At 70.1% G+C, this 24024-nt stretch carries 18 protein-coding genes and 2 pseudogenes; 12 read left to right on the forward strand and 8 right to left on the reverse strand.

Features of this window, described 5'->3' with window-relative positions:
• Positions 1-128: 128 nt before the first annotated feature.
• Positions 129-2030, forward strand: coding sequence for an RICIN domain-containing protein (locus ACIBLA_RS16500; protein WP_363246269.1), 1902 nt, complete (start codon positions 129-131; stop codon positions 2028-2030).
• A gap of 63 nt (positions 2031-2093) precedes the next feature.
• Here ACIBLA_RS16500 and ACIBLA_RS16505 read toward each other — a convergent pair whose 3' ends face one another.
• Entirely contained in the window at positions 2094-2390 is a 297-nt protein-coding gene (locus ACIBLA_RS16505) for a hypothetical protein (RefSeq protein ID WP_329377423.1), read from the reverse strand.
• Positions 2387-2578 carry a toxin-antitoxin system HicB family antitoxin gene (locus tag ACIBLA_RS16510; protein ID WP_229701224.1) on the reverse strand — a complete coding sequence of 64 codons (192 nt, stop codon included), beginning with the start codon at positions 2576-2578 and terminating at the stop codon, positions 2387-2389. The genes ACIBLA_RS16505 and ACIBLA_RS16510 overlap by 4 nt, the downstream gene beginning before the upstream one ends.
• 426 nt (positions 2579-3004) lie before the next feature.
• Between ACIBLA_RS16510 and ACIBLA_RS16515 the strand changes: the two genes are divergently transcribed.
• Positions 3005-4018 carry an alpha/beta hydrolase gene (locus ACIBLA_RS16515; RefSeq protein ID WP_363246270.1) on the forward strand — a complete coding sequence of 338 codons (1014 nt, stop codon included), beginning with the start codon at positions 3005-3007 and terminating at the stop codon, positions 4016-4018.
• A 284-nt stretch (positions 4019-4302) separates the two neighbouring features.
• Positions 4303-5313: an iron-containing redox enzyme family protein gene (locus ACIBLA_RS16520; RefSeq protein ID WP_363246271.1), complete on the forward strand. Its 1011-nt coding sequence runs from the start codon at positions 4303-4305 to the stop codon at positions 5311-5313.
• A gap of 73 nt (positions 5314-5386) precedes the next feature.
• Here the strand turns inward: ACIBLA_RS16520 and ACIBLA_RS16525 are convergent, their stop codons facing one another.
• The 4 genes from ACIBLA_RS16525 to ACIBLA_RS16540 all read right to left on the reverse strand — a co-directional run bounded on the left by ACIBLA_RS16525 (position 5387) and on the right by ACIBLA_RS16540 (position 9184).
• Positions 5387-5659: a DUF6296 family protein gene (locus ACIBLA_RS16525; protein WP_363246272.1), complete on the reverse strand. Its 273-nt coding sequence runs from the start codon at positions 5657-5659 to the stop codon at positions 5387-5389.
• 45 nt (positions 5660-5704) lie between these two features.
• Entirely contained in the window at positions 5705-6490 is a 786-nt protein-coding gene (locus ACIBLA_RS16530) for an SAM-dependent methyltransferase (protein WP_363246273.1), read from the reverse strand.
• Positions 6491-6585: 95 nt separating this feature from the next.
• Positions 6586-7452, reverse strand: a complete 867-nt coding sequence (locus ACIBLA_RS16535; RefSeq protein ID WP_363246274.1) for a helix-turn-helix transcriptional regulator — start codon at positions 7450-7452, stop codon at positions 6586-6588.
• A gap of 109 nt (positions 7453-7561) precedes the next feature.
• The gene (locus ACIBLA_RS16540; RefSeq protein WP_399198987.1) at positions 7562-9184 is read right to left on the reverse strand and encodes an alkaline phosphatase D family protein; all 1623 of its coding nucleotides are present in this window, start codon (positions 9182-9184) and stop codon (positions 7562-7564) included.
• A gap of 151 nt (positions 9185-9335) precedes the next feature.
• On the opposite strand from ACIBLA_RS16540, the gene ACIBLA_RS16545 reads away from it, so the two are divergent.
• A complete protein-coding gene (locus ACIBLA_RS16545) occupies positions 9336-10697 on the forward strand; it encodes an NAD(P)/FAD-dependent oxidoreductase (RefSeq protein ID WP_363239867.1) in 1362 nt (453 codons plus the stop codon).
• 101 nt (positions 10698-10798) lie between these two features.
• Here ACIBLA_RS16545 and ACIBLA_RS16550 read toward each other — a convergent pair whose 3' ends face one another.
• Positions 10799-14029, reverse strand: coding sequence for an alpha-L-rhamnosidase (locus ACIBLA_RS16550; RefSeq protein ID WP_363239866.1), 3231 nt, complete (start codon positions 14027-14029; stop codon positions 10799-10801).
• Positions 14030-14524: 495 nt separating this feature from the next.
• Here ACIBLA_RS16550 and ACIBLA_RS16555 point away from each other — a divergent pair.
• The 5 genes and pseudogenes from ACIBLA_RS16555 to ACIBLA_RS16575 form a co-directional block, all read left to right on the forward strand.
• Positions 14525-15607, forward strand: a pseudogene (locus ACIBLA_RS16555) (ATP-binding protein); the annotation flags it as partial.
• On the forward strand, positions 15604-16053 hold the full coding sequence (locus ACIBLA_RS16560; protein ID WP_363239865.1) for a response regulator: 450 nt from the start codon (positions 15604-15606) through the stop codon (positions 16051-16053). The pseudogene ACIBLA_RS16555 and the gene ACIBLA_RS16560, both read left to right, overlap by 4 nt.
• Positions 16054-16142: 89 nt before the next feature.
• Positions 16143-17306 carry a DUF475 domain-containing protein gene (locus tag ACIBLA_RS16565; RefSeq protein ID WP_363239864.1) on the forward strand — a complete coding sequence of 388 codons (1164 nt, stop codon included), beginning with the start codon at positions 16143-16145 and terminating at the stop codon, positions 17304-17306.
• A gap of 7 nt (positions 17307-17313) precedes the next feature.
• Complete coding sequence (locus ACIBLA_RS16570) at positions 17314-17520, forward strand: hypothetical protein (RefSeq protein ID WP_363239863.1); 207 nt, start codon at positions 17314-17316, stop codon at positions 17518-17520.
• Between the two features lie 73 nt (positions 17521-17593).
• Positions 17594-19129 carry an SDR family oxidoreductase gene (locus ACIBLA_RS16575; RefSeq protein WP_363239862.1) on the forward strand — a complete coding sequence of 512 codons (1536 nt, stop codon included), beginning with the start codon at positions 17594-17596 and terminating at the stop codon, positions 19127-19129.
• Positions 19130-19357: 228 nt separating this feature from the next.
• Here ACIBLA_RS16575 and ACIBLA_RS16580 read toward each other — a convergent pair.
• Positions 19358-20093 (reverse strand): annotated as a pseudogene (locus tag ACIBLA_RS16580) (capsule biosynthesis protein CapD).
• 523 nt (positions 20094-20616) lie between these two features.
• On the opposite strand from ACIBLA_RS16580, the gene ACIBLA_RS16585 reads away from it, so the two are divergent.
• The 3 genes from ACIBLA_RS16585 (at position 20617) to ACIBLA_RS16595 (ending at position 24015) form a co-directional block, all read left to right on the forward strand.
• Positions 20617-21843, forward strand: coding sequence for an ROK family protein (locus ACIBLA_RS16585; RefSeq protein WP_399198988.1), 1227 nt, complete (start codon positions 20617-20619; stop codon positions 21841-21843).
• A 264-nt stretch (positions 21844-22107) separates the two neighbouring features.
• Positions 22108-22611, forward strand: a complete 504-nt coding sequence (locus ACIBLA_RS16590) for a flavin reductase family protein (protein WP_363239860.1) — start codon at positions 22108-22110, stop codon at positions 22609-22611.
• Positions 22612-22662: 51 nt separating this feature from the next.
• Entirely contained in the window at positions 22663-24015 is a 1353-nt protein-coding gene (locus ACIBLA_RS16595; RefSeq protein WP_399198989.1) for an LLM class flavin-dependent oxidoreductase, read from the forward strand.
• Positions 24016-24024 lie beyond the last annotated feature (9 nt).

Below are 24024 nucleotides of genomic sequence, written 5' to 3' on the forward strand. Positions count from 1 at the left end.
TCCAATGACTTACTAAGTACTTAGTAAGCGTGCTTTCATGTCGCCGATGCGCCCCCCGGCCACGGCGCGGGCCGCTCCGGGGCCGCGGGCGATTCGTTCGACACACGAACCGGCAGGAGCCCCCACGTATGCGAAGAACCCTGCACAGAAACGTCGTTCGCAAAGCCGTCGTCGCGCTCAGCGTGCTCACGCTGGGCGGCAGCCTCGGACTGACCTCGTCCGGTGTCGCGCAGGCCGCCGACCCCACCGCCCAGGTGTGGATCTCCACGGCCGACGGGAGCCGCAAGCTGGCCTCGGACGGTCAGATCACCTTCAACTCCACACCCCAGGCCATCGACATCAACGTCAACCCCGCCCAGCGCGAACAGCAGTTCACCGGTGCGGGCGCCTCCGTCACCGGTGCGGCCGGGCATCTGATCAACCAGCTTCCACAGGCCCAGAAGAACGCCCTGATGACCTCACTCTTCTCCGCCCAGGGCGACGGCATCGGCATCAACTACCTGCGCCAGCCGCTGGGCGGCACCGACTTCAACCAGGGCGCCGCCTACACCTACGAGGACAACCAGGGGGACTTCAACCTCGGCCGTGACCACGAGGCGATCATCCCCGTCCTCAAGCAGGCCGTGTCGATCAACCCCGCCATCCGCTTCATGGGCAGCCCCTGGACACCGCCCGCGTGGATGAAGACGAACAACAGCCTCAACGGCGGCAGTCTGCGCACCGACCGCTACCAGAACTACGCCGACTATCTGGTCAAGGCGATCCAGGGCTACCAGCAGCAGGGCCTCAAACTCACCGACCTCACTGTGCAGAACGAGCCCGAGTTCGCGACGAGTTATCCGTCGATGAGCATGACCGCCTCGGAGCAGGCGGCGTTCTTCAAGGTCCTCGACCGTACGCTCACGGCCGCGAACCTGCCGACCAACCTCCTCGCGTACGACCACAACTGGGACCACCCGAACTACCCGCTCCAGGTCTTCTCCGAGACTCCGGGCATGAACCGGGTGATCGGCGCCGCCTTCCACTGCTACGGCGGCCAGCCCACCAGCCAGTCGCAGATCCGACAGGCCGGCAAGCGCGTCTTCTTCACCGAGTGCTCGGGCACCGACAGCGACAACCCGGCCAACACCTTCGCCGATACGCTGAAATGGCACGCCGAGAACCTCGTCGTGGCCAACATGCGCAACGGCGGCGAGACCACGATCATGTGGAACCTCGCCCTGAACCAGAACGGTGGTCCCCACCAGGGCCACTGCACCACCCGCTGCAACGGTGTGGTCGAGATCAACGGCAGTACGGTCACACGCAACGCCGAGTACTACGTCCTCGGCCATCTCACCAAGTTCGTCAAGCCCGGCGCCACCCGCATCGGCTCCACCAGCCAGGGCGCGGGCGGCGTGCAGAACGTCGTCTGGCAGAACCCGGACGGCAGCAAGGCGGCGTACGTCGTGAACGGCGCGGGCGCCGCCCGGACGTTCTCCGTCACGGACGCCGGACGCTCCGCCACCTACACGATCCCGGCGGGCGCCGTCGCCACCCTCGTGTGGACCGGCACCGACACCGGCAATCCGGGCGACGGCGCCATCGACCCGGCCACCTGGTACCAGGTGGTCAACAGCGGCACCAACGCCTGCCTCGATGCGACCGGTTGGGGCACGGCGGACGGCACCGGACTCCAGCAGTGGTCCTGCTCCGCCCCCGTCGCCAACAACCAGACCTGGCAGTTCAGACCCACCAGCAACGGCTACTACCAGGTGGTCAACCGGCACGCGGGCAAGGTGTGGGACATCGACGGCGGCGCCGGTGCCACCGCCGACGGGGCCCGCGCGCATCTGTGGAGCTACACCGGCGGCACCAACCAGCAGTGGCAGCCGCAGCGGATCGGGACCACCGACCGCTACCGGTTCGCCGCCAGACACAGTGGCAAGTGCCTGACGGTCGGCGCCGGTACGGTGAACGGCGCCACGCTCACGCAGCAACTCTGCACGGAAGCGGCGAACCAGACCTTCCGATTGGCGGCGCAGCCGTAGCCGCAGGCCGACGGCACCCGATGAGAGCCGGTGAGCCCTTCTCCAGGGCTCACCGGCTCTCGTTCACAGGTCGAGCACCGCGCGCAGAGCCTGGCTGATGCGCTCCATCACCGCCGTGTCGACAGGGCCGAGCAGCTTCGCGCCGTCGAAGCGCGTGACCCTCAACTGCTGGAGGTTGACCGCGACAGCGGTGGAGGGCAGCGGGTCGTCGATCACCACGGACATCGCGGTGTCGGGGTAGCGCCCGGCGTCGTGCAGGACGACGGTGAGCACCGCGCCGTACGCCTCCTCCAGCCCGTCCAGCGAGACGATCAGGACGTTGCGCCCGTCGCCGAGCGTCCAGATCTCACCACGTTTCACAGGGCGTCGCCCTCGCCGCCCAGGTCTTCGCCGAGGCCCAGCGACGCGAGCCTGCGGGCGGAGTCGAGCACGGCCTGCCGCTGGGCGGCGCGCACGATATAGGCGTTGAGGGACAGACCGGCCGCTGCCGCCCCCGCCTTGATCGATGCGTTGATCTCGTCCGGGATACGGAGCGTCATGGCGGTCATGCGACCGACCATAGCAACCGGACAGTGGTTGCACCATGTGGTGTCACACCCCGGAGGCATCGGGCCCGGACCTACCGCGCGGGCGGCAGCGCCGCGCACAGGGCGTCCGGAGCACCGTTGAACGCGTGATCGGGCGGGGCGCCGAACCCGATCACCAGACCCTCACGGGCCGGCACCGCGCTGTCGGGACCGTTCGGCGAGGACCGCGACGAGCCGGTCGTGCCGCCGCCGGTACGTGCGCCGCATCAGACGTACATGGCTGTCGTACGCGCCGCAGACGATGAAGTCGGCGAACGTGAGCTGGTCGACGACCTACGCGGGGTCTGTCCGACGACGGCCGACTTGCCGACCCGGCAACTTCCCTTGGTACGGGCTCGGCCGTCGCCGAATGATGGGGAGCGGAAACGATCACCCCGAGGAGGACCCATGCCTGACCCCACCACGCCGTCCGTGGCAACCAGCGTCACCCCGCCGGGCGCCCGGCACCGCCTGGTGGACGTCCCCGGCGGCCGAATCCACCTGGTGGAACAGGGGACGGGCCCGCTCGTGCTCCTGGTCCACGGCTTCCCCGAGTCCTGGTACTCCTGGCGCCACCAGCTCCCGGCGCTCGCCGCCGCCGGGTATCGCGCGGTGGCCGTCGACGTACGCGGCTACGGACGCTCCTCGAAGCCGCGGGCCGTCGATGACTACCGGATGCTCGCGCACGTCGCCGACAACGTCGCCGTCGTTCAGGCCCTCGGAGCCAGGACGGCGACGATCGTCGGCCACGACTGGGGGTCGAACATCGCGGCCGACTCCGCGCTGCTGCGCCCCGACATGTTCACCGCCGCGGCGCTCCTCGGCGTCCCGTTCGCGCCGCGCGGAGGACCCCGCCCGACCGAGGTTTTCGCGCGGATCGGCGGCGACGAGGAGTTCTACGTCAGCTACTTCCAGACGCCCGGCCGCGCCGAGGCCGAGATCGAGCCCGATGTCCGCGGCTGGCTGGCCGGGTTCTACACCGGTATCTCGGGCGACACCCTGCCGCCCGAGGGCGAGGGCAGCCTCTACTTCGTACCGCCGGGCGGCAGACTCCGCGACCGGTTCCCCACCGGCCCGCTGCCCGCCTGGCTCTCGGAGGCCGATCTCGACCACTACGCGGGCGAGTTCGAGCGGACAGGACTGACCGGAGCACTCAACCGCTACCGCAACGTCGACCGGGACTGGGCGGACCTGACCCCCTGGCACGGCGCCCCGCTCACCCAGCCCTCCCTTTTCATCGGCGGTGGACTCGACGCCTCCCTCGTGTGGATGGCGGACGCCGTCAAGAACTACCCCACCACCCTTCCCGGCCTGGTCTCCTCGCACATCCTCGAAGGCTGCGGGCACTGGGTGCAGCAGGAGCGCGCCGACGAGGTCAACGGCCTGCTGACCGAGTGGCTGGACGGACTGCCGGGGCGCTGACCCCGGCGGCGGGCCGTCACACCTCCGGGTGATCCGGCCGGCACGGCCCGGATCACCCGAACGGCGGTATACCCGCGCCGCTCCGGGACCGAAGGGGGCGGGCGGCACGGGGTGCCGGAACCGGACCGCGCCGACGGGCCGTCGCGGGGCGCGCCACGACGTTACCCACGGTCCGGCAGCGGTCACCGAGGGCCTGCCCACGAACGGGGACAGGCCGGGCAAAGCGGCGAGAATGATCGGACCGAGCACGCTGATCAGTTCGATCAGGTCAAGGAGTGAAGTCAGTGGAGAACGCCGACGTCCGGCCGACCGGCCCCGCTCTGCCGACGGGCCGTGGCGACCTCAGCTACGGGGTCGTACGTGCCCTGCGTGGCCGCCCCGGTTCCGGGGCCCCCTTTCCGCCGAACGGTACGGCCGACGAGGCCACCCCCTACGGCGAGGACCTGCACCTCGCGCTCTACCTCTGCTACGAACTGCACTACCGCGGATTCTGCGGCGTCGACCCCGCCTGGGAGTGGGACCCCGCCCTCCTCGCCTTCCGCGCCGGCCTCGAACGCCGCTTCCTCGACGCCCTTCGCGCGGACACCAAGCGCCGCACCGACATCGACGAGGCGCTCGCCGACCTGCTGGTCGAATCGCCGGACGGCGCGAGCGTGTCCCACTACCTCCGGGACGAGGGCGAGCTGTGGCATCTGCGTGAGTACGCCGCCCAGCGCTCCGTGTACCACCTGAAGGAGGCCGACCCGCACGCCTGGGTCATCCCCCGGCTGCGGGGGAGGGCCAAGGCGGCCATGGCGGCGGTCGAGTTCGACGAGTTCGGCGCGGGCGACGCGGACCGGATGCACGCGCGCCTCTTCGCCGGCCTCATGACGGACCTCGGCCTGGACACCACGTACGGCAGGTACGTCGACGTGGCGTCGGGGGAGATGCTGGCGAGCGTCAATCTGATGTCGATGTTCGGCCTGCACCGTGCGCTCCGCGGCGCGCTGGTGGGGCACTTCGCCGCCGTCGAGGTGACCTCGTCACCCGTGTCCCGGCGGCTGGCGGAGGCGATGGGACGGGTGGAGGCGGGTGAGGCGGCCGTACGGTTCTACGCCGAGCACGTCGCGGACGACGCCGCCCATGAACAGCTCGTGCGCCGCGAGGTCGTCGGCGGGCTGCTGGAGGAGGAGCCCTGGCTGGAGACGGACGTGGCCTTCGGCGCCGACGCCACGGGTGTGCTGGACGCGCGGCTCGCCGAGAAGCTGCTCTCCGCCTGGGGCGACGGGCTCTCCGGCCTGCGTACGCCGTTGTGAGGCGTCCCCCCCCGGTGAAGCAAGCCTGTCCCCGGCACTCTCATCGATCGTGAGAGTGCCGGGGACAGGTTGTTCACGCGTCGTCGAGAGACCGCGCCCGCACCGGTGTGCTGAGCGCCTGCTGGCCTCCGCTGGCCAGCATCCGCACCTCGCCCCGGTCGCTGATCTCCGCGCGAACGATGCCCGTCTCGTCCTCGTAGACGGGAAATCCGCCCGCCCCGGCCCTGGCGGTACGCCGGACCGTCACCGCGTCCCGTTCGACGCCCGCCCGTGGGGCGGGGCCGGTCGGGTCCGCCAGGGGGGTCGGTTCCTCGAACACCAGCTCGTAGCGTTCCGGATAAGCCATGGGGGCCTCCTCCCGCGATGGGCACCACCCCCCATGGTCACCCAGTCACGGAAGGCGGGCGACCCCGGCGTAGACGGCGTTCTCCTCGCGCTCCGGCGCGTCCGTGTCCTTGTACCATTCCGGTCCGGTGACGAGTCCGGGCTCGACGAGGTCGAGACCGTCGAAGAACCGCGCCACCTCGTCCCGTGTGCGGAACCGCAGCTCGATACCCCCCTTGCCGTAGGTCCCGGTGATCTGGGCCTCCAGCTCCTTGTGGAAGTCGAAGGTGCCGTGCGAGAGCATCAGATAGCTGCCGGGCGCGAGCGCGTCGAGGAGGGTGCGGGTGATCTCGTACGGTCCGTCACTGTCCGGGATGAAGTGCATCAGCGCGATGAGCGAGACGGCGACGGGCCGGTCGAAGTCCAGATGCCCGCGCGCGTGCTCCAGGATCGCCTCGGGTTCGCGCACGTCCGCCTGGATGTAGTCGGTCGCGCCCTCGACCGTGCTGACCAGCAGCGCTTCGGCGTGTCGGAGCACGATGGGGTCGTTGTCCGTGTAGACGACCCGCGCCTTCGGGTTGATCTCCTGGACCACCTGGTGGAGGTTCGGCGCGGTCGGGATACCCGTGCCTATGTCGAGGAACTGGTCGACACCCTGGCCGGCGAGCCACGCGGACGCGCGGTGCATGAAGGCGCGGTTCTGCCGGGCGCTGCGCTTGCCCAGCTCCGGCAGTTGCTCCCCGACCGCCCGGTCGACCGGGTAGTTGTCCTTGCCGCCCAGCAGCCAGTCGTACACCCGTGCCGGGTGGGGCTTGCTCGTGTCGACCTGCGTCTTGGGTGAACCTGCGTTCATGGGGTGCTCCGTTGGCTCTCTGATCCGAAGAGGGGGGTGGCAGGAACGAGGAGTACGGGACCGGTGACGGCCCGGCCCGGTACCGGGTTACGGCGTCACAGCGTGTCGCGGAAGTCGGACAGTAACTGCCGCGTACGGCCCGCGGACTCCGCGTGGGCCACCATCCGGTCCATGGCCTCCATGTGCTCGGAGACCTCGCCGTCCTCGTCGAGATAGAGCGCGCCGGTCAGATACTCGATGTAGACCATGTCCCGTACCTCGGGGATGCCGAAGCGGAACAGGACGAACGGGCTGTACGTGCCGGGGTGATGGCCGGCGGTGAACTCGGCGATCTGGAGCGTCACGTTCGGCATCTCGCTCGCTTCGAGCAGCCGGTCGATCTGCGCGCGCATCACGTCCGGCGACCCGACACGCCGGCGCAGCACCGTCTCGTCCAGCACGGCCCAGAAGACGGGCGCGTCGCTGCGGGTCAGCAGCGCCTGGCGCTCCAGCCGCAGCGCGACCAGGCGCTCGACGCGGGCCGCGTCGTTCAGCTTCTCACCCAGGGCGCCGCGGGTCAGGATGTGCCGGGCGTACTCCTCGGTCTGGAGCAGCCCCGGCACGAAGTGCGGCTCGTAGCAGCGCATGGTCGTCGCGGCCTCTTCGAGGCTGACGTAGCCGCTGAACCAGTCGGGGAGCACATCGTGGAACCGCTGCCACCAGCCGGGCCTGTTGGCCTCGTCGGCCAGCCGGAGGAAGACGTCTATCTCCTCGTCCGGGACGTTGTAGGCGGGAAGAAGGATCTGCAGATACGGGACTTTGAGCCCGACCTCCGCCATCTCCATCCGGCGGACGGTGGCCGCCGTGACCCGGAGCAGCTGACCGGCCTGCTCCCGGCTGAGACCCGCCTTCTCACGCAGCGCCAACAGCTGTCTGCTGAGCACGATCTGACCGATCGTCGGAGCCGACCGTGGCTCGCTCATTCCGCACCCCCGAGCAACACCGCAGCCATGGCAGGCAGTCTGCCACAGCAACTCGCCTGCGGGACAGTCCTGTTGATCTTTTGCGCGGCAGTGGCTGTGACCCTGGCGGTCAGGCGGGCTTCAGCCCCGGATTCCCGGCTTCCGTGACGAACGACGCCGCCCTGGTGAGCGCGGAGCCCGGCTTCGTCACCGCCTTCAGCGTGTTGAACGTGACCGTCGCCCGGTCCTGGGTGAGCGTGAACGTGGTATATCCCCGGCGCCCGTTGTAGTACTTCATGTGTGGATTGGCGGAGGTGAGGTTCGACCAGTTGGACGGCTTCTCCGCACCGTCCATGCCGCTGCTCACCGAGGTCGTGGCGATTTCCGTCCCCACGACGCGGGACTTCGGGTCGTTGAAGTCGGCCTTGAGGTCGAAGCCGTAGCCGACGTGCACGTCGCCGGTCAGCACCATCAGGTTGGCGAGTCCGGCCGCGTTCGCGCCGTCCAGGACGCGCTGCCGGGAGGCCGTGTAGCCGTCCCAGGCGTCCATCGACAGTTTGAAGTCCGCTCTCGGTACGTCGCGGCGCTGGGCGAACGTCACCTGCTGGGCGAGCAGGTGCCAGGTGGCCTTCGAGCCCTTCCAGCCGTCGAGCAGCCACCGTTCCTGTGTCTGGCCGGTCATGGTGCGCTTGGGGTCCTTCGACTCCGCGCCCGGCACCTGCCAGTTGGCGCCCTGCACCTGGTTGGAGCGGTACTGGCGGGTGTCGAGGATGTCGAACTGCGCCAGCTGTCCGAAGTGCAGCCGGCGGTAGAGCTGCATGTCCGGGCCTTCGGGCTGCTGCGGGGTGCGCAGCGGCTGGTTCTCCCAGTACGCGCGGTAGGCGGCGGCGCGGCGCAGCAGGAACTCCTCCGGCGGGACGTCGTTCTCGGGCGTCTCGTCCGCGTAGTTGTTCTCGGTCTCGTGGTCGTCCCACGTGACGACGAAGGGGTGCGCGGCGTGCGCGGCCATCAGGTCCGGGTCGGACTTGTAGAGGCCGTAGCGCAGCCGGTAGTCCTCCAGCGTGATCGTCTCGGAGTTGTAGTGCGCGGGGAGCTTGCGGTCGGTGTAGTTGCGCGCGCCGCCGACCGCTGTCACGGCGTACTCGTACAGGTAGTCGCCGAGATGGACGACGACGTCGAGGTCTTCGGCGGCCAGGTGCTTGTACGCGGTGAAATAGCCGTGGTAGTAGGCCTGGCAGGACAGCGTGGCGAACTTGAGCTGGGTGACCCTGGCGCCGGCGGCGGGTGCCGTACGGGTGCGGCCGGCCGGGCTGATCCATGTACCGACCCGGAACCGGTAGTGGTAGAAGCGGTCGGCCGACAGGCCGGGGACCTCGACGCGCACGCTGTGGTGGAACTCGGGGTGGGCGGTCGCGGTGCCGCGCGCGACGATCAGGGTGAAGCGCTCGTCCTGGGCGACCTCCCACTCCACCTCGACCCGCTCGGTGGGCAGCCCGCTGTTCGCCGTGTACGGCTCCGGTGCCAGCCGGGTCCAGAGCAGGGCCGTGTCGGGCAGCGGGTCGCCCGAGGCGACGCCCAGCGTGAACGGGTTCTTGCTGATGTCCCTGGGGTTGAGCCGGCGGGCGCTCGCCGCGCCGGCGGTCGGCATGTTCGCCGCGAAGGCGAGCACGGCCGCGGCGCTCGCGCGGGTGACGAACTGACGGCGGTCGATACGGCGGGCGGCAGCGCGGAATTCCGGCAGATGATTTCCCATGGTGAGAAGTCATATGCCCTGTTATGTACTTTACTGACGCCGCATCAGAGTGATCTCCTGCTCCGCCCGGCGGAGTGAAGTCCGACCGTGAGAGAAACCGGTGCCGGGGAAGGTGAAGGGCGACCCGGCACGACCCGAAGGGATGGACACCGTGGCACGACCGAGGATTCTCGTAGTGGGCGCAGGCTTCGCAGGGGTTGCGTGCGTACGCCGTCTGGAGCGGAAGCTGGGGCCCGAAGAGGCGGAGATCTCCCTGATCACGCCGTTCTCGTACCAGCTCTATCTGCCGCTGCTGCCACAGGTGGCCTCGGGAGTGCTGACCCCGCAGTCGGTCGCGGTCTCACTGCGCCGCAGCAGGAAGCACCGCACCCGGATCATCCCTGGCGGAGCCATCGGAGTGGATCCGAAGGCCAAGGTCTGTGTGATCCGGAAGATCACCGGCGAGATCGTCAACCAGCCGTACGACTACATCGTGCTGGCTCCCGGCAGCATCACCCGTACCTTCGACATCCCCGGCCTCGTCGACAACGCGCGCGGCATGAAGACGCTCGCCGAAGCCGCCTACGTACGCGACCACGTCATCGCGCAGCTCGACATCGCGGACGCGAGCCTGGACGAGCGGGAGCGCGCGGGGCGCCTGCGGTTCGTGGTGGTCGGCGGCGGTTACGCGGGCACGGAGACGGCCGCCTGTCTGCAACGCGTCACGAACAACGCCCTGCGGCGCTATCCACGGCTGGACCCCAAGCAGATCAAGTGGCACCTCATCGACATCGCCCCCAAGCTCATGCCGGAGCTCGGCGACAAGCTCGGAGCCACCGCCCTCGGCATCCTCCGCAAGCGCGGGATCGAGGTGTCGCTCGGGGTCTCGATCGCCAAGGCCGGTCCCGACGAGGTGACCTTCACCGACGGACGGGTGCTGCCGTGCCGCACACTCATCTGGACGGCCGGCGTTGTCGCGAGTCCGCTGGTCGGCACGTTCGAGGCCGAGACGCTGCACGGCCGGCTCGTCGTCCCGCCCGAGCTGCGGGTGGCCGGTCTCGACGGCGTCTTCGCCCTCGGTGACGCGGCAGCCGTGCCCGACCTGACCAAGGGCGGCGACGCGATCTGTCCGCCGACCGCCCAGCACGCCATGCGGCAGGGCCGTACGGCGGCGGACAACGTCGTCGCCACGGTGCGCCATCAGCCCCTCCGCCGGTACGAGCACAAGGATTTGGGGCTTGTGGTCGACCTCGGCGGCAGGGACGCCGTCTCCAAGCCGATGGGTGTCGAACTGCGCGGGATGCCGGCCCAGGCCGTCGCCCGCGGTTACCACTGGTCGGCGCTGCGGACCAATGTCGCCAAAGCGCGGGTGCTGACCAACTGGATGCTCAACGCCGTCGCCGGGGACGATTTCGTACGGACCGGGTTCCAGGCGCAGAAGGCGGCCTCGCTGCACGACTTCGAGTACACCAACACGTATCTGACGCCTGATCAGGTGCGTGAGCACACACGCACGCCGACCGCGCGCGGATGACGCGCCGCCGCGCCACCGGGCGCCCGCCGGGTGGCCAGGTACGGGAAGCCACTCCCGTACCCGGCCCGATCACCCGCCAACTGCCGTGGCGCCGCCCGCGATCAGGTGGTGAACCGGTGGTGGCCCGACGCCACCGCGTACACCGCGCAACCCTCCTCCATCCGCAGGAACTTCGCGCCCTGGTGCCTGACGTCGCCCGCCCTGCGCGCCGGCACCCACACCTCGGCCGTGGTGTTCGGCGGTATCGAACACTCCAGCTCGAAGCCCCCACTTCGCGACTCCCAGCGCGTGGTGATCGGCCCGTGGACCGACGCGTACCGGCCCCCGGCCCGCTTCACCTCACCACCGGGCCGCGGCCTGATGACGATCTCCTTGAACCCGGGCCGGCCGGCCGCGATCCCGGCGACGTTCGCGTACATCCACTCGCCGACCGACCCGTAGGCGTAGTGGTTGAACGAGTTCATCCCGGCGTCCTGGAAACCGCCGTCCGGCCTGATCGAGTCCCAGCGCTCCCACATCGTGGTCGCCCCGTTCTCGATCTGGTACCCCCAGCCGGGGAAGGTCTTCCGGTGCAGCAGGCGGTACGCGACATCCGTGTGGCCGGTGGCGGTGAGCACCGGCAGCAGCCGGGGCGTGCCGAGGAAGCCCGTCGACAGATGCCAGTCCTTCGCCTCGATCAGCTCCACCAGCCGGTCGGCGGCGGGCTCACGGGCCGCCTCGGGCAGCAACTCCATGGAAAGGGCGAGCACATAAGCCGTCTGCGTATCACCCTTCACCCTGCCGTCGGGGCTCACATACGCCGTCCGGAAGGCATCACGGACCTGGCCGAACAGCGTCTCGTACGGCACGGGATCCTTGCCCAGCACCCGCGCGATGCGCGCGGTGAGATCGGCGACGTGCGCGAAGTAGGCGGTGCCGATGACGTCCTTCGGAGTCTCGTCCGCGATGTTGAGCCAGTCGCCGAAACCCTCCGCCGGCCGCAGGAACCTGTCGCTGTGCGCGCGCAGATAGTCCAGCCATTTGAGCACCGAGTCCCACGACACGTCGAGTATCCGCTCGTCGCCGTACGCCTGGTAGAGCGCCCATGGCACGGTGACCCCGGCGTCGCCCCAACCGGCCGAGCCGTCGCCCACGTTCGCGATGTCCGGGGCGACATGCGTGAACGACCCGGCGTCGGTCTGCGCGTCACGCAGGTCCTGGAGCCACTTGGTCAGGAAGCGGGCGGACTCCATGACGTACGAGGCGGTGGGGGCGAACACGTTGATGTCACCGGTCCAGCCGAGCCGTTCGTCCCGCGCGGGCGTATCGGTCGGAATGGAGAGGAAGTTGCCGCGCTGGCCCCAACTGATGTTGCTGTGCAGCTGGTTGAGCATGGGGACGTCGGAGTCGAACTCGAAGGTGAACGGCGCCGACGTATGCATGACCCGGCCGGTGATCGCGCTCGCGCGCGGCGTGCCAGGGAAGCCGGCGACCTCGACGTAGCGGAAACCGTGGAAGGTGAAGCGCGGTTCGAAGGTCTCCTCGCCCCCGCCCCTCAGCGTGTAGGTGTCGGTGGCGCGCGCCGTACGGAGGTTGGCGGTGTAGATCGAGCCGTCGGGGTTCAGCACCTCGGCGTGCCGCAGCCGTACGGTCGTGCCCTCCTTGCCCGACACCCGCAGCCGCACCGAACCGACCATGTTCTGGCCGAGGTCGAAGACGAACACCCCCGGAGCGACGCGCGTGACCTTCTTGGCGGGCAACTCCTTCGCGACGCGCACCGGGCCGTCCAGCTCCGCCACGATCTCCGTCTCGACGCCGTCGACCTCCTCGGCCGCGAGCCAGCCCGCGTCGTCGAACCCCGGTGACGTCCAGCCCTTGGTCTCCAGCCGGGCGTCGTACTCCTCGCCCGCCTGCATGTCGCTCGACACGATGGGCCCCGAGGCGGCCCGCCAGCCGTCGCCCGACACGACCCGCTCACTCGTCCCGTCCTGGTACGTGACCTCCAACTGGGCCAGCAGTGCGGGCCGGTCGCCGTAGTGGTGCGGGCCGAACATGCCGAGATTGCCGCCGTACCAGCCGAGTGCGAGATGGGCGCCGAGCGCGTTGGCGCCGCGCCGCACCAGCGTGGTGACGTCGTACGTCTGGTACTGGACCCGTTGGCGGTAGTCGGTCCAGCCGGGCGCGAACTGGTCCTTGCCGACCCGCTGTCCGTTGATGTGCGCCTCGTAATGACCGAGCGCCGTGGTGAGCAGTCGTGCGCGTGCGACGGGTTTGTCGGCCAGCCGGAAGGCGTGCCGGAGCTGGGTGGCGGGGAAGTACGCGGGCGCCACCGCGCCCCACGGCCCGGAGCCCCACGCGGGCCCCACCTTCGCGGCGGGCCAGGCGCTGTCGTCGTAACCGGCCTGCCGCCACGCGCCGTCGGAGCCGGACGGCTCCGTGTCCGTCGTTCGCCACGCGGCGTCGGTGACGACGGTGCCGGTGCCGCCCGCCGAGGTCAGCTCCAGCACGGCGATGAGACCGGCCGGGCTCTCGGTGGCGTTGACCGCCGACGCCGCCAGGACGTTGGCGCCCGCGCGCAGATGGGCCGTGACGTCGACGACGGCGGGGCGGCGCCAGTTCTCGGCGGGCCCGTCGGGCTCGGTCCGGCCCACCTCGGTGCCGTTCACGTACACGGTGTACGCGTCGTCGGCGCCCACCACGAGCCGGGCACCCGTGACACCGGCAGGGACGTCGACGGCGCGCCTGAACCAACGGGTCCCGGCGGGCAGGTTGCTCGTCGGTTCGCCCTCGGGGTACCAGATCCAGGACGCGCCCCGCAGCGTCGGCGCGCCGCTCAGCGCGGCCGGCGCGGCGATCCACCGCGCGGACCAGGCCGCCGTGCTCAGCAGCCCGGTCTCCCACCAGGCGCTCTCGCTCCAGCCGGAGACCTCACCCGCGGTGTTCCAGACGCGAACCGACCAGTGATACCGCGTCAGAGGCTTGAGCGCCGGACCCGCGTACGGCACGAGCACCGAGCGGTCCGACACGACCTTGCCGCTGTCCCACACATCGGGCTCGGCCAGCTTGTCGGGACGGGAGGCGACCCGGATCTGGTACGCGCTCTGCGCCTGGCCGGGAGCCTCGGACAGGAGGGGCCAACTCAGCCGGGGCTTCGGGGTGTCGAGGCCCAGCGGATTGCGTACGTACTCGACGGTCGGCGCGCTGACCCGGAGTGCTCCGCGCCCGCTCGAGCCGGCGGCGGTGCCGGCCGGGGACTGCTCGACGGCCTGCGCCGACGGCGCGTTGGCCGTGGCGAGGGTGGTGCCCAGTGCGGCTGCTGTGGTGGTGGTGAGCATGCGGCGTCTACTGATCACGTCAACCCCAGAACAATTCGACAGTGAATCGATTCAGGGCAGTGAAAGTAGGGGCGCCCTCCTGGCGCGTCAAGGTGTCGCGCTCACATTGCCTTGCCGGACAGGCGATTTGGGGCGCTTCACTGAACCCTTTCAGTCAGACCGCCCGCCGGGACGGGTGCAGCGGGGGTCGTTTGCGACCGATCCGTGTGTACGGTCCTCACCTCTGCCGGGATCTCTTCCCTGGGCACGCCGACGGCCGTCCGTCACTGATCCGGGGAATGTTGTTGTGCGGTAACTGATCGCTTTAGTCTCAACCCGGACGCACCCGGCGGTCCCACGGGGCCGCGGCGCCCGTGGCGAGAGGAGAACAACTGCCATGGGCACCCGCCCCGACACTGCGGTCAAATCCACCTCGGGCAGACCCGGCACACCCACTCCGTCCTCCGGCGCACAGGGACACATCCCCGCGAGGCGGGCCACGAGCCGGGGCAGCGGAAGGCGCGGGCGGCGTTCGCCGAGGCCCGCTCGGACCGCGACCGGGCGCTGATCGCCGCGCTCGTGGCGTTCCTGCTGACCGGGGTGGCGATCACCGTCCTCGTGCACTTCGCGGTGGTACGCCCGCTGCACACCGTGCGCACCGCGTCCCGGCGCGTCGCGGGCGGGGACTTCGACCACGCGATCCCCGCGCACGGACCGGCCGATCTGCGGACCCTCGCGGAGGCCGTGGAGGGGATGCGACTGCGGGTGGTCAGCGAGCTCGCCACCTCCCGCGGCAACGAGGGCGAACTCGCCCGCCAGGCCGCCGAGCTGGACGCCGGCGCGGTGGAACTGCGGCGGTCCAACGCGGAGTTGGAGCAGTTCGCGTACGTCGCCTCGCACGACCTCCAGGAGCCGCTGCGCAAAATCGCGTCCTTCTGCCAACTGCTGGAGAAGCGTTACGGCGACCAGCTCGACGACCGCGCCACCCAGTACATCGACTTCGCCGTCGACGGAGCCAAGCGCATGCAGGTCCTCATCAACGACCTGCTTACCTTCTCCCGTGTCGGCCGGGGCCAGGACGCGCAGGAACCGGTCGCCCTCGACGCGGCCCTGGACCGTGCCGTACGCAATCTCTCGGTGACGATCGAGGAGACCGGCGCGGTCGTCGAGCGCCCTGCGGAGCTGCCCGAGGTCGTGGGCGACCCGACGCTGCTCACGATGCTCTGGCAGAACCTCGTCGGCAACGCGGTCAAGTTCCGCCGCCCCGACCGGGATCCGCGTGTCCGCATCACCGCGTACCGGACCGTCGACCGCGAGGAGGGGGCCGACTTCTGGACGTTCACCGTCACCGACAACGGCATCGGCATCCCCGAGGAGTTCGCCGACAAGGTCTTCGTCATCTTCCAGCGGCTGCACGCCAGGGACGCGTACGCCGGCACGGGCATCGGTCTGTCACTGTGCAAGAAGGTCGTGGAACACAGCGGAGGACACATCTGGATCGACACGACGCACACCGGCGGCACACGAATCGCCTTCACCCTCCCCGCCGATCCCGCGCGGCCCGCGGCCGTCGAACCGCCCCCACCGGCCCCCACCACCGAAGGAAGCACCGCATGAGCACATCGCCCCAGCCCCGGCCCGTCGAAGTACTGCTCGTCGAGGACGACGCGGGTGACGAACTCATGACCCGCGAGGCGTTCGAGGACAACCGGATCGGCAACACCCTGCATGTCGTACGGGACGGTCTGGAGGCCCTGGACTTCCTCTACCAGCGCGAGGAACACGTCGAGGCACCGCGCCCCGATCTCATCCTGCTCGACCTGAACCTGCCCAAGTACGACGGCCGGCAGGTGCTGGAGAAGATCAAGTCCGACCCGGACCTCAGCCCCATCCCGGTGGTCGTCCTCACCACGTCGGCGGCCGAGGAGGACATTCTCCGAAGCTACAAGCTCCACGCCAACGCGTATGTGACCAAGCCCGTGGACCTCGACCAGTTCATCAAGGCGATCCGGCAGATCGACGACTTCTTCGTGACCGTGGTCAAACTGCCGCGCGCGTTCTGAGACGGCTCCGCCACGCCGCCGGCTCCGCCGGGCCCACCGGGTGTGTGAGGGGAAATCGCCTAGCATGTCCGCGGAAGGCAGGGTGAGTCGTGGTCCTCAAAACATTCGGCTGGGCGTTCGGTTTCACCGTGCTCGGCCTCGTGGTGGCGGTGCTCTACGACGGATGGACCGCGCTCGGGGTCGTGGCGATCCTGACGGTGCTGGAAGTCTCGCTGTCCTTCGACAACGCGGTGATCAACGCCGGGATCCTGAAGAAGATGAGTGCCTTCTGGCAGAAGATCTTCCTCACGATCGGTGTCCTCATCGCCGTGTTCGGTATGAGGCTCGTGTTTCCCGTCGTCATCGTCGCGGTCACCGCCAAGCTCAGCCCCGTCAAGGCGGTGCAGCTGGCGGTCAACGACAAGGACCGGTATCAGCAACTGGTCACCGACGCCCACCCGTCGATCGCCGCCTTCGGCGGCATGTTCCTGCTGATGATCTTCCTCAGCTTCATCTTCGAGGAGCGCGAGATCAAATGGCTGGGCTGGATCGAACGCCCGCTGGCGAAGCTCGGACAGGTCGAGATGCTGGCCGTCTGCCTCGCGCTGATCGTGCTGATGATCGCCTCCATGACCGTCGCGACGCACGCCCATCAGCACGGCGGCGCGCACGCCGACAAGACGCAGACCGTCCTCACCTCAGGACTGGCCGGTCTCATCACGTATCTGATCGTGGGCGGGCTCTCCACCTACTTCGAGAACAGACTCGCCGACGAGGCGGACACACAGGCCGGCGCGCAGGTCATCACGCCCGGTGAGGGGGGACGGGAGGCAGGACCGGAGACGGTGCCCGGCCAGCGCGGCAGCGGCGCCTCGCTTGTCGCCGTCACCGGCAAGGCCGCGTTCTTCATGTTCCTCTACCTCGAAGTCATTGACGCGTCCTTCTCCTTCGACGGCGTGATCGGCGCCTTCGCGATCACCAACGACATCGTGCTGATGGCACTGGGGCTCGGTATCGGCGCGGTGTACGTCAGGTCGCTCACCGTCTACCTCGTCCGCCAGGGGACACTCGACGACTACGTCTACCTGGAGCACGGCGCGCACTACGCGATCGGCGCGCTGGCGGTGATCCTGCTCGTCACCATCCAGTACCAGATCAGCGAGATCATCACCGGCCTCATCGGCGTCGTACTGATCGGCTGGTCCTTCTGGTCGTCGGTCCTGCGCAACCGCCGGATCGCGGCGGGCCGGGCGCGCCCGACGGACTTCGCCTGAGCCGCGCGTGACCACCGGGACCGCCCGCCGCGTCACCGAGGCGCTCCAGCCCCGCGACACCCTGCTCGCCGGAATGGTCGGCACCGGTGCCGGCGCGCTCGCCACGACCGCCGGACGGGCACCCACGGGCATCCTCGTCGCGATGACCGCGCTGTGGGCCATGACCGTACGGCCCGGTCGTCGCCGTGTGCTGGTCACGTTCCTGCCGCTGTAGAGCCGCCCGGCCGGGCGGGAGTCCTCGTACCGGGAGAGGGTGGGGCCAACGTACCCGGCCGGCGGAGGGCTCCATGACGAACCGTGACGAGGCACCCGTCGAGGACACCGCCGTCGCCCCGCACTGCCTGGTGACCGGTGCCACCGGCTACATCGGCGGGCGGCTCGTACCGGAGCTGCTGGACGCCGGGTACCGGGTGCGCTGTCTCGCCCGTACGCCCGAGAAGCTGCGCGACCACGTCTGGGCGGGCCGGGCCGAGGTCGTACGCGGCGACGTGACCGACGCCGAGTCGGTCGGCGCCGCCCTGCGGGGCATCGACGTCGCGTACTACCTGGTCCACGCGCTCGGCTCCGGCCCCGGCTTCGAGCGGACCGACGCCGACGCCGCCCGGATCTTCGCCGAACAGGCCCACGCGGCGGGTGTCCGGCGCATCGTCTATCTCGGCGGCCTGACCCCGGCCGGCGTACCCGAGCGGAACCTGTCACCCCATCTGCGCTCGCGCGCCGAGGTCGGACACATCCTGCTCGACTCGCGCGTCCCCACCACCGTGCTGCGCGCCGCCGTCATCATCGGGTCCGGCTCGGCGTCCTTCGAGATGCTCCGCCATCTCACCGAACGCCTCCCGGTGATGGTCACACCGAGCTGGGTACGCAGCCGGATCCAGCCCATCGCCGTACGCGACGTCCTGCGCTGTCTCGTCGGCAGCGCGCGGATGCCCGCCGAGGTGAGCCGCGCCTTCGACATCGGCGGGCCCGACGTCCTCACCTACCGGGACATGATGCACATCTACGCCTCCGTCGCCGGGCTGCGGCGCCGGCTGATCGTCCCCGTGCCCGTCCTCACGCCGAGCCTGTCCAGCCACTGGATCGGCCTGGTCACCCCCGTACCCCGCGCGCTCGCCCGGCCGCTCGCGGAGTCCCTGCGTCATGAAGTCGTGTGCCACGAACACGACATCGCGCGGTACGTCCCCGACGGGCCCGGCCGGCCCATCGGCTTCGAGCAGGCGCTGACCCTGGCCCTCGAACGGATCCAGGACGCCCAGGTGACCACCCGCTGGTCCTCCGCCTCCGTCCCCGGCGCGCCCAGCGACCCCCTGCCGACCGACCCCGACTGGGCGGGCGGCAGCCTCTACACCGACCACCGCGACCTGACCGTCGACGCCGGGCCCGAGGCGCTGTGGCGGGTCATCGAGGGAATCGGCGGGGACAACGGCTGGTACTCCTTCCCGCTCGCCTGGGCCGTACGAGGCTGGCTGGACCGGCTCGTCGGCGGCGTCGGGCTGCGCCGGGGACGCCGCGACGCCGCCCGGCTGCGGGTCGGCGACTCGCTGGACTTCTGGCGCGTCGAGGAGATCGAACCGGGCCGGCTGCTGCGGCTGCGCGCCGAGATGCGGCTGCCGGGGCTGGCCTGGCTGGAGATGCGTGTGGCGCAGGACGATCGGGGCCGTACGCGCTACCGGCAGCGCGCCGTGTTCCATCCGCGCGGGCTGCTGGGGCACGCGTACTGGTGGAGCGTCGCGCCGTTCCACGCCGTCGTGTTCGGCGGGATGGCGCGCAACATCGCACAGGCGGCGGGCAGGAGCGGGCTCGTCGGCCCGTCGGGTGACTGACACCGGGAGTGGATTCCGTCGGGTCGGCCGGGGCCGCCGAATTGGCTGATGTGTTCGAGTCGTTGGCGGGGGACAGAGGGTGGGGCGATTCGCAGAAATGCCGGTCCGCGTCGCAGAACACGGCGTAACCCTTGTTCACACACCCTCCCTCGTCGGCGACAGCGCCAACCGTGCCATGCCGCCAGGGGAATTTCGCAGACACCCGGGCGCCGTCCGCAGGCGGACGGCTCAGCGGAAGGCGACGGCATTCTCGGCGGCCCACTGCCGAAACGTCCTGGCCGGGGCGCCGATGATGCGGGAAGCGGTGTCGCGCACCGCGAGCAATTCGTCGTTGACATCGCCGCCCGTCAGATCGAGAACGGCGTCCGCGGCTTCGTCGCCCAGGAATACGGCCATCCGGCCATGGGCTTCCTCCCGGCTGATTTCGGTGAACGGCACTTCCCGCCCCAGCGCAGCCGCGATGGCACCGACCTGCTGCCGGGCCGTGATCAGCTCCGGACCGGTCAGTGCGTAGGTGCGCCCTCGGTGGCCGGACTCGGTGAGCGCCACCCGTGCCACTGACGCGATGTCCGCGGGGTGGACGGTGGGGAGGCCGATGTCCGCATAGGGCACGCGGACCGTTTCACGCTCGCGGATCGCGCCCGCCCACCACAGGGCGTTCGAGGCGAACTGCGTCGGCCGCAGGATCGTCGACGCCATGCCACTGTCCTTGAGCAGCCGCTCGACGGCCAGATTCTCGCCGGCGGGGCCCAGGTGCGGATGGGTCTGCACGGTGATGGACGAAACCAGCACCACGTGTGCCACGCCCGCGCGCCGGGCCGTCTCGATGATCTCGGCATCCGAGCCCAGGCGTGAGACGAGAGATGTCACGGGTGAGGCCTCTCAATGGCCCGGCGCCGCAGGCGTGGAGCTCCCGCAGAAGGGCACTGCCGATAGTTCCGGTGGCTCCGGTCACGAGGATCATGAGGTGTTCTCCTCGCGGCAAGCGGGTCGGCGTAGACCCCGTAGGCGTCCGATCATCCGGCTCGTTGTGCCACTCGCTCGCGAGCGGTCCGGCGCCGTGCGGACGTGTCCTGTTGATGTGGCCCGGCTGAAGCAAGGCGTGGTGGTCGGGACGATCAGTGACGCGCCACTTCATGCTGAATTTCGCAGGGTGGGCCGGTTCCGGCTCCTCCACCACAACCTGGCCCTCTTCCCCGGCGCCACCTGTCGGGTATGCGCCGGGGGCCCGGACCCCGGCGACGTGGAAGCCCGTACGTCCAGGATGCGGCCGGTGATTGACCCCGTCCGGGCGCCACGGTTACGTTGCCGGGCATGCAGCGATCCGCGCGCCTGACGACGAGAGGTCACATCGACCTCAAGCGCGTCTGCTCCGCGGCGTGTCACCAGGGCTGACACCACAGCGCCCACGCGGTCCGGCCGACCACCCGAGACGGGACGAGTTCCCGCGGTCGCCGCCGCTGCCGTCCAGGACCTGGAAGACACCCGTGAAGAATCCGCCGGTGCCCACCCGACGCCGACCAACTCCCGTACGCCGCACGGACATCCCGCCTCCCGCCGCACCACCACGCCGGGCTCCCGGCACGAGGGCCGTGCTGAACGCCGTACTCGACCACGGCCCGGTCGCCCGCAGCACCGTCGCCCGCCTCACCGGGCTGTCCCCGGCGTCCGTCACGGCGCACAGTGCCCGCCTGCTTGCCCGTGGGCTGATCCGGGAGAGCCCGGAGACCTCCGGGCCGCGCGGGCTCGGACGGCCCCACGTCCCCGTGGACATCGACACCAACCGCTATCTGGTGGCGGGCGCGCACATCGCCGTCACCAACTCGACGCTGTCCCTGATGGATCTGCGCGGCCGGATCGTCGCCGAGGACCGGCAGCCGCACCAGGACACCCGGCCGCACCCGCGCCGAGTGCTGGACGGACTCGCCCGGCGGCTGCCTCGCCTCATGTCCGCCCACGCCGAGGGCCGTTCGGTGCTGGCCCTCGGCGTCGCCACCGGTCACCGCGTGGACCCCGGCGCCGGGGTGATCAGGCTCCATCCCCAACTCGGCTGGCGGAACGTGGCCGTACGGGACCATCTCACCGACGCGACCGGGCTGCCGGTCCATGTGGACAGCCACGCACGGGCGTTGGCGCGCGCCGAGCAGCTGTTCGGCGAGGCCGCGACGCGCGGGAGCGCCGTGCTGCTGTTCGTCGGCGCGGTGGTGGACGCCGCGTTCGCCACCGCCGGAGAGGTGCACCTCGGACCCCGGCACGGTGCGGGAAGCGTCGCGCGTCTGCCGGTCGGCGGTGCCGGCAGCCTCGAATCGGAGGTCTCCGAACAGGCGATGGTGCGGCTCGCGGCCGAACAGGGCCACCCCGTAAGGGCGTTCACGGAGCTGCTGGAGCGTGCGCTGGCGGGGGAGCATCGAGCACTGGAGCTGTTCCGCCGCAGGGCCAGGCTCGTCGGCCGGGCGGTGGCACTGCTGCTCGACATGTTCGACCCCGATGTCCTGGTGGTGGTCGAGCCGGGCACCGGGCTCCTTCCGCACTGCCTCACCGATCTGCGGACGGCGGTTGCGGAGCGCTCCCTGGTCTGCGAGGACCCCGAACAGGCCGTCGTGGCAAGCAGCTTCACCGGCGGTGTGCTGTCCACGGCGGGCGCTGCGGTGGCCCTTGCCGCCCTGTACGCCGACCCGCTCGGTCCGTGGCCCGCGCTGACGGCCGTGTCGTAAGCGGATGGGCGGCGGAGCGATGGGCGGCGGAGCGTGGAATCGAGCCGAGTTAATTCAGAAAGTTGCATTGTTGACCGGCTCCGAAGACGCACCGGACAATGAATTCATGACCATTCGGCAGCGGATTCCGCAGTACGTGCCCTGCCTCTGTTGTCGCGCCTGAATTCCCCGCGCGCCCTGGTCCACCGCTGAATTCACCCGCCCTCTCACCTGCGGGCTGCTGCCCTCTTCTCACCGCTGCCACCACTCCTCCTGGGGGAGACCTTGACTGTCACCGTGCCGACGCAACTCGCCAGGGGCATCGCCCCGGAGCGCTTCAGGAAAGCATTCCGCCGATATCCGGCGGGAGTGGTCGTGATCACCGCCGACGCCGGCCACGGCCCCGTCGGATTCACCGCCACCTCGCTCACTTCCCTGTCCCTCTCGCCGCCGCTCGTCTCGTTCGGTATCGCCGTCTCGGGGTCTTCCTGGCCGACGATCCAGCGCGCGTCGTCGGCCGTCGTCAACTTCGTCGGGTCCGAACAGGAGCCGCTGGCAAGGACGTTCGCGACCAGCGGCGCCGACAGGTTCGCGGCGCCGACGGCCTGGCACCGCCTGCCGGAGGGGGAGCCCGTACTCGACGGTGTGGCCGGCTGGCTGCGGCTCGCCATCCAGCAGATCGTCCCGGCCGGTGACCACCGGATCGTCGTGAGCCGTGTCGAGGAGGCCGAGTACGACGACACCCGGCGCCCGCTGCTCTTTCACGACGGCTGCTACCTCGCGCTCTGAGCCGTAGCAGTGGCAGTAGCCGTAGACCCCCGCCCCAGGAGACGAAGCCCCATGTCACGCGAACCGGACCGCAAGCCCCTGCACCTCAACGCCTTCCTGATGACCGTCGGCCATCACGAGGCCGCCTGGCGGCTACCGCAGAGCCCCACCGACGGCACGGACGTCGAGCACTACAAGAACCTGGCGCGTATCGCCGAACGCGGCAGACTCGACTCTCTCTTCCTCGCCGACAGCCCCGTCCTGCACGGCGACCCCGGGCGGCGGCCCTCCAGCATCCTGGAACCCACTGTGCTGCTCACCGCCCTGGCCGGCGTCACCAGCAGGATCGGCCTCACCGCGTCCACCAGCTACAACGAGCCGTACAACCTCGCCCGCAGGTTCGCCTCCCTCGACCATGTCTCCGGCGGTCGCGCAGGCTGGAACATCGTCACCACGGCGGGCGCCGACGCCGCCCGCAACTTCGGTCTGGACGACACCCCCTCGCACCGCGACCGCTACCTGCGGGCGGCCGAATTCCTCGAAGTGGCCACCAAACTGTGGGACAGCTGGGCCGACGACGCGGTGGTGGCCGACAAGGAGCGCGGAGTCCACGCCCGCGCCGAACGCGTCCGCCGGATCGACCACCACGGGGCCCACTTCCGGGTCGACGGCCCCCTGAACGTACGGCGCGCCCCGCAGGGCCACCCCCTCCTCGTCCAGGCCGGATCCAGTGAGGACGGCAAGGACTTCGCGGCGCGTTACGCGGAGGCGGTGTTCACCGCGCAGCAGACCCTGGAGGAGGGCGTCGCCTTCTACAAGGACGTCAAGCAGCGGGTGTTGGCCTTCGGGCGTGATCCGGACGGCATCAGGATCCTGCCGGGGATCGTGCCGGTCATCGGTGCCACGGAAGCCGAAGCGCTGGAGCTGGACGCCGAGTTGGACCGGCACATCGTCCCCGAGTACGCCCGCCGCCAGCTCGCCCGCCTCCTCGGCATCCCCGACGAGCGGTTGGCGCTCGACGAGGAACTGCCCGACGACATCCCCACCGAGGACGACATCGAAGGCGCCAAGAGCCGCTTCACGCTGGTCGTGGAGCTCGGCAGACGCGAGCGCCTGACGGTACGTCAACTCATCGGCAGGCTCGGCGGAGGCCGCGGGCACCGTACCTTCGCAGGCACCGCCGAGCAGGTCGCCGACACCATCGAGCACTGGTACGACAGCGGCGCGGCCGACGGCTTCAACATCATGCCCGCGCTCCTCCCCTCCGGCCTTGAGGTCTTCGTCGACCAGGTCGTGCCGATCCTCCAGGAGCGTGGCCTGTTCCGTACCGAGTACACCGGCACCACGCTGCGCGAGCACTACGGACTGCCGCGCCCCGCCAACCGGCTGTTCGACACGGTGGCGACCTCCGCCGGCGCGGGCTGACACCGGCCC

Origin of the sequence: Streptomyces sp. NPDC050433 (genome assembly GCF_044458565.1) — a bacterium.
In the GTDB taxonomy this organism is placed as follows: domain Bacteria; phylum Actinomycetota; class Actinomycetes; order Streptomycetales; family Streptomycetaceae; genus Streptomyces.

Excerpts from the sequence above, each read along its gene's own strand:
- ACIBLA_RS16500 (WP_363246269.1), top strand. The coding sequence starts at position 129 with ATGCGAAGAACCCTGCACAGAAACGTCGTTCGCAAAGCCGTCGTCGCG.
- ACIBLA_RS16510 (WP_229701224.1), bottom strand. The coding sequence starts at position 2,578 with ATGACCGCCATGACGCTCCGTATCCCGGACGAGATCAACGCATCGATC.
- ACIBLA_RS16515 (WP_363246270.1), top strand. The coding sequence starts at position 3,005 with ATGCCTGACCCCACCACGCCGTCCGTGGCAACCAGCGTCACCCCGCCG.
- ACIBLA_RS16525 (WP_363246272.1), bottom strand. The coding sequence starts at position 5,659 with ATGGCTTATCCGGAACGCTACGAGCTGGTGTTCGAGGAACCGACCCCC.
- ACIBLA_RS16530 (WP_363246273.1), bottom strand. The coding sequence starts at position 6,490 with ATGAACGCAGGTTCACCCAAGACGCAGGTCGACACGAGCAAGCCCCAC.
- ACIBLA_RS16535 (WP_363246274.1), bottom strand. The coding sequence starts at position 7,452 with ATGAGCGAGCCACGGTCGGCTCCGACGATCGGTCAGATCGTGCTCAGC.
- ACIBLA_RS16540 (WP_399198987.1), bottom strand. The coding sequence starts at position 9,184 with ATGGGAAATCATCTGCCGGAATTCCGCGCTGCCGCCCGCCGTATCGAC.
- ACIBLA_RS16560 (WP_363239865.1), top strand. The coding sequence starts at position 15,604 with ATGAGCACATCGCCCCAGCCCCGGCCCGTCGAAGTACTGCTCGTCGAG.
- ACIBLA_RS16575 (WP_363239862.1), top strand. The coding sequence starts at position 17,594 with ATGACGAACCGTGACGAGGCACCCGTCGAGGACACCGCCGTCGCCCCG.
- ACIBLA_RS16595 (WP_399198989.1), top strand. The coding sequence starts at position 22,663 with ATGTCACGCGAACCGGACCGCAAGCCCCTGCACCTCAACGCCTTCCTG.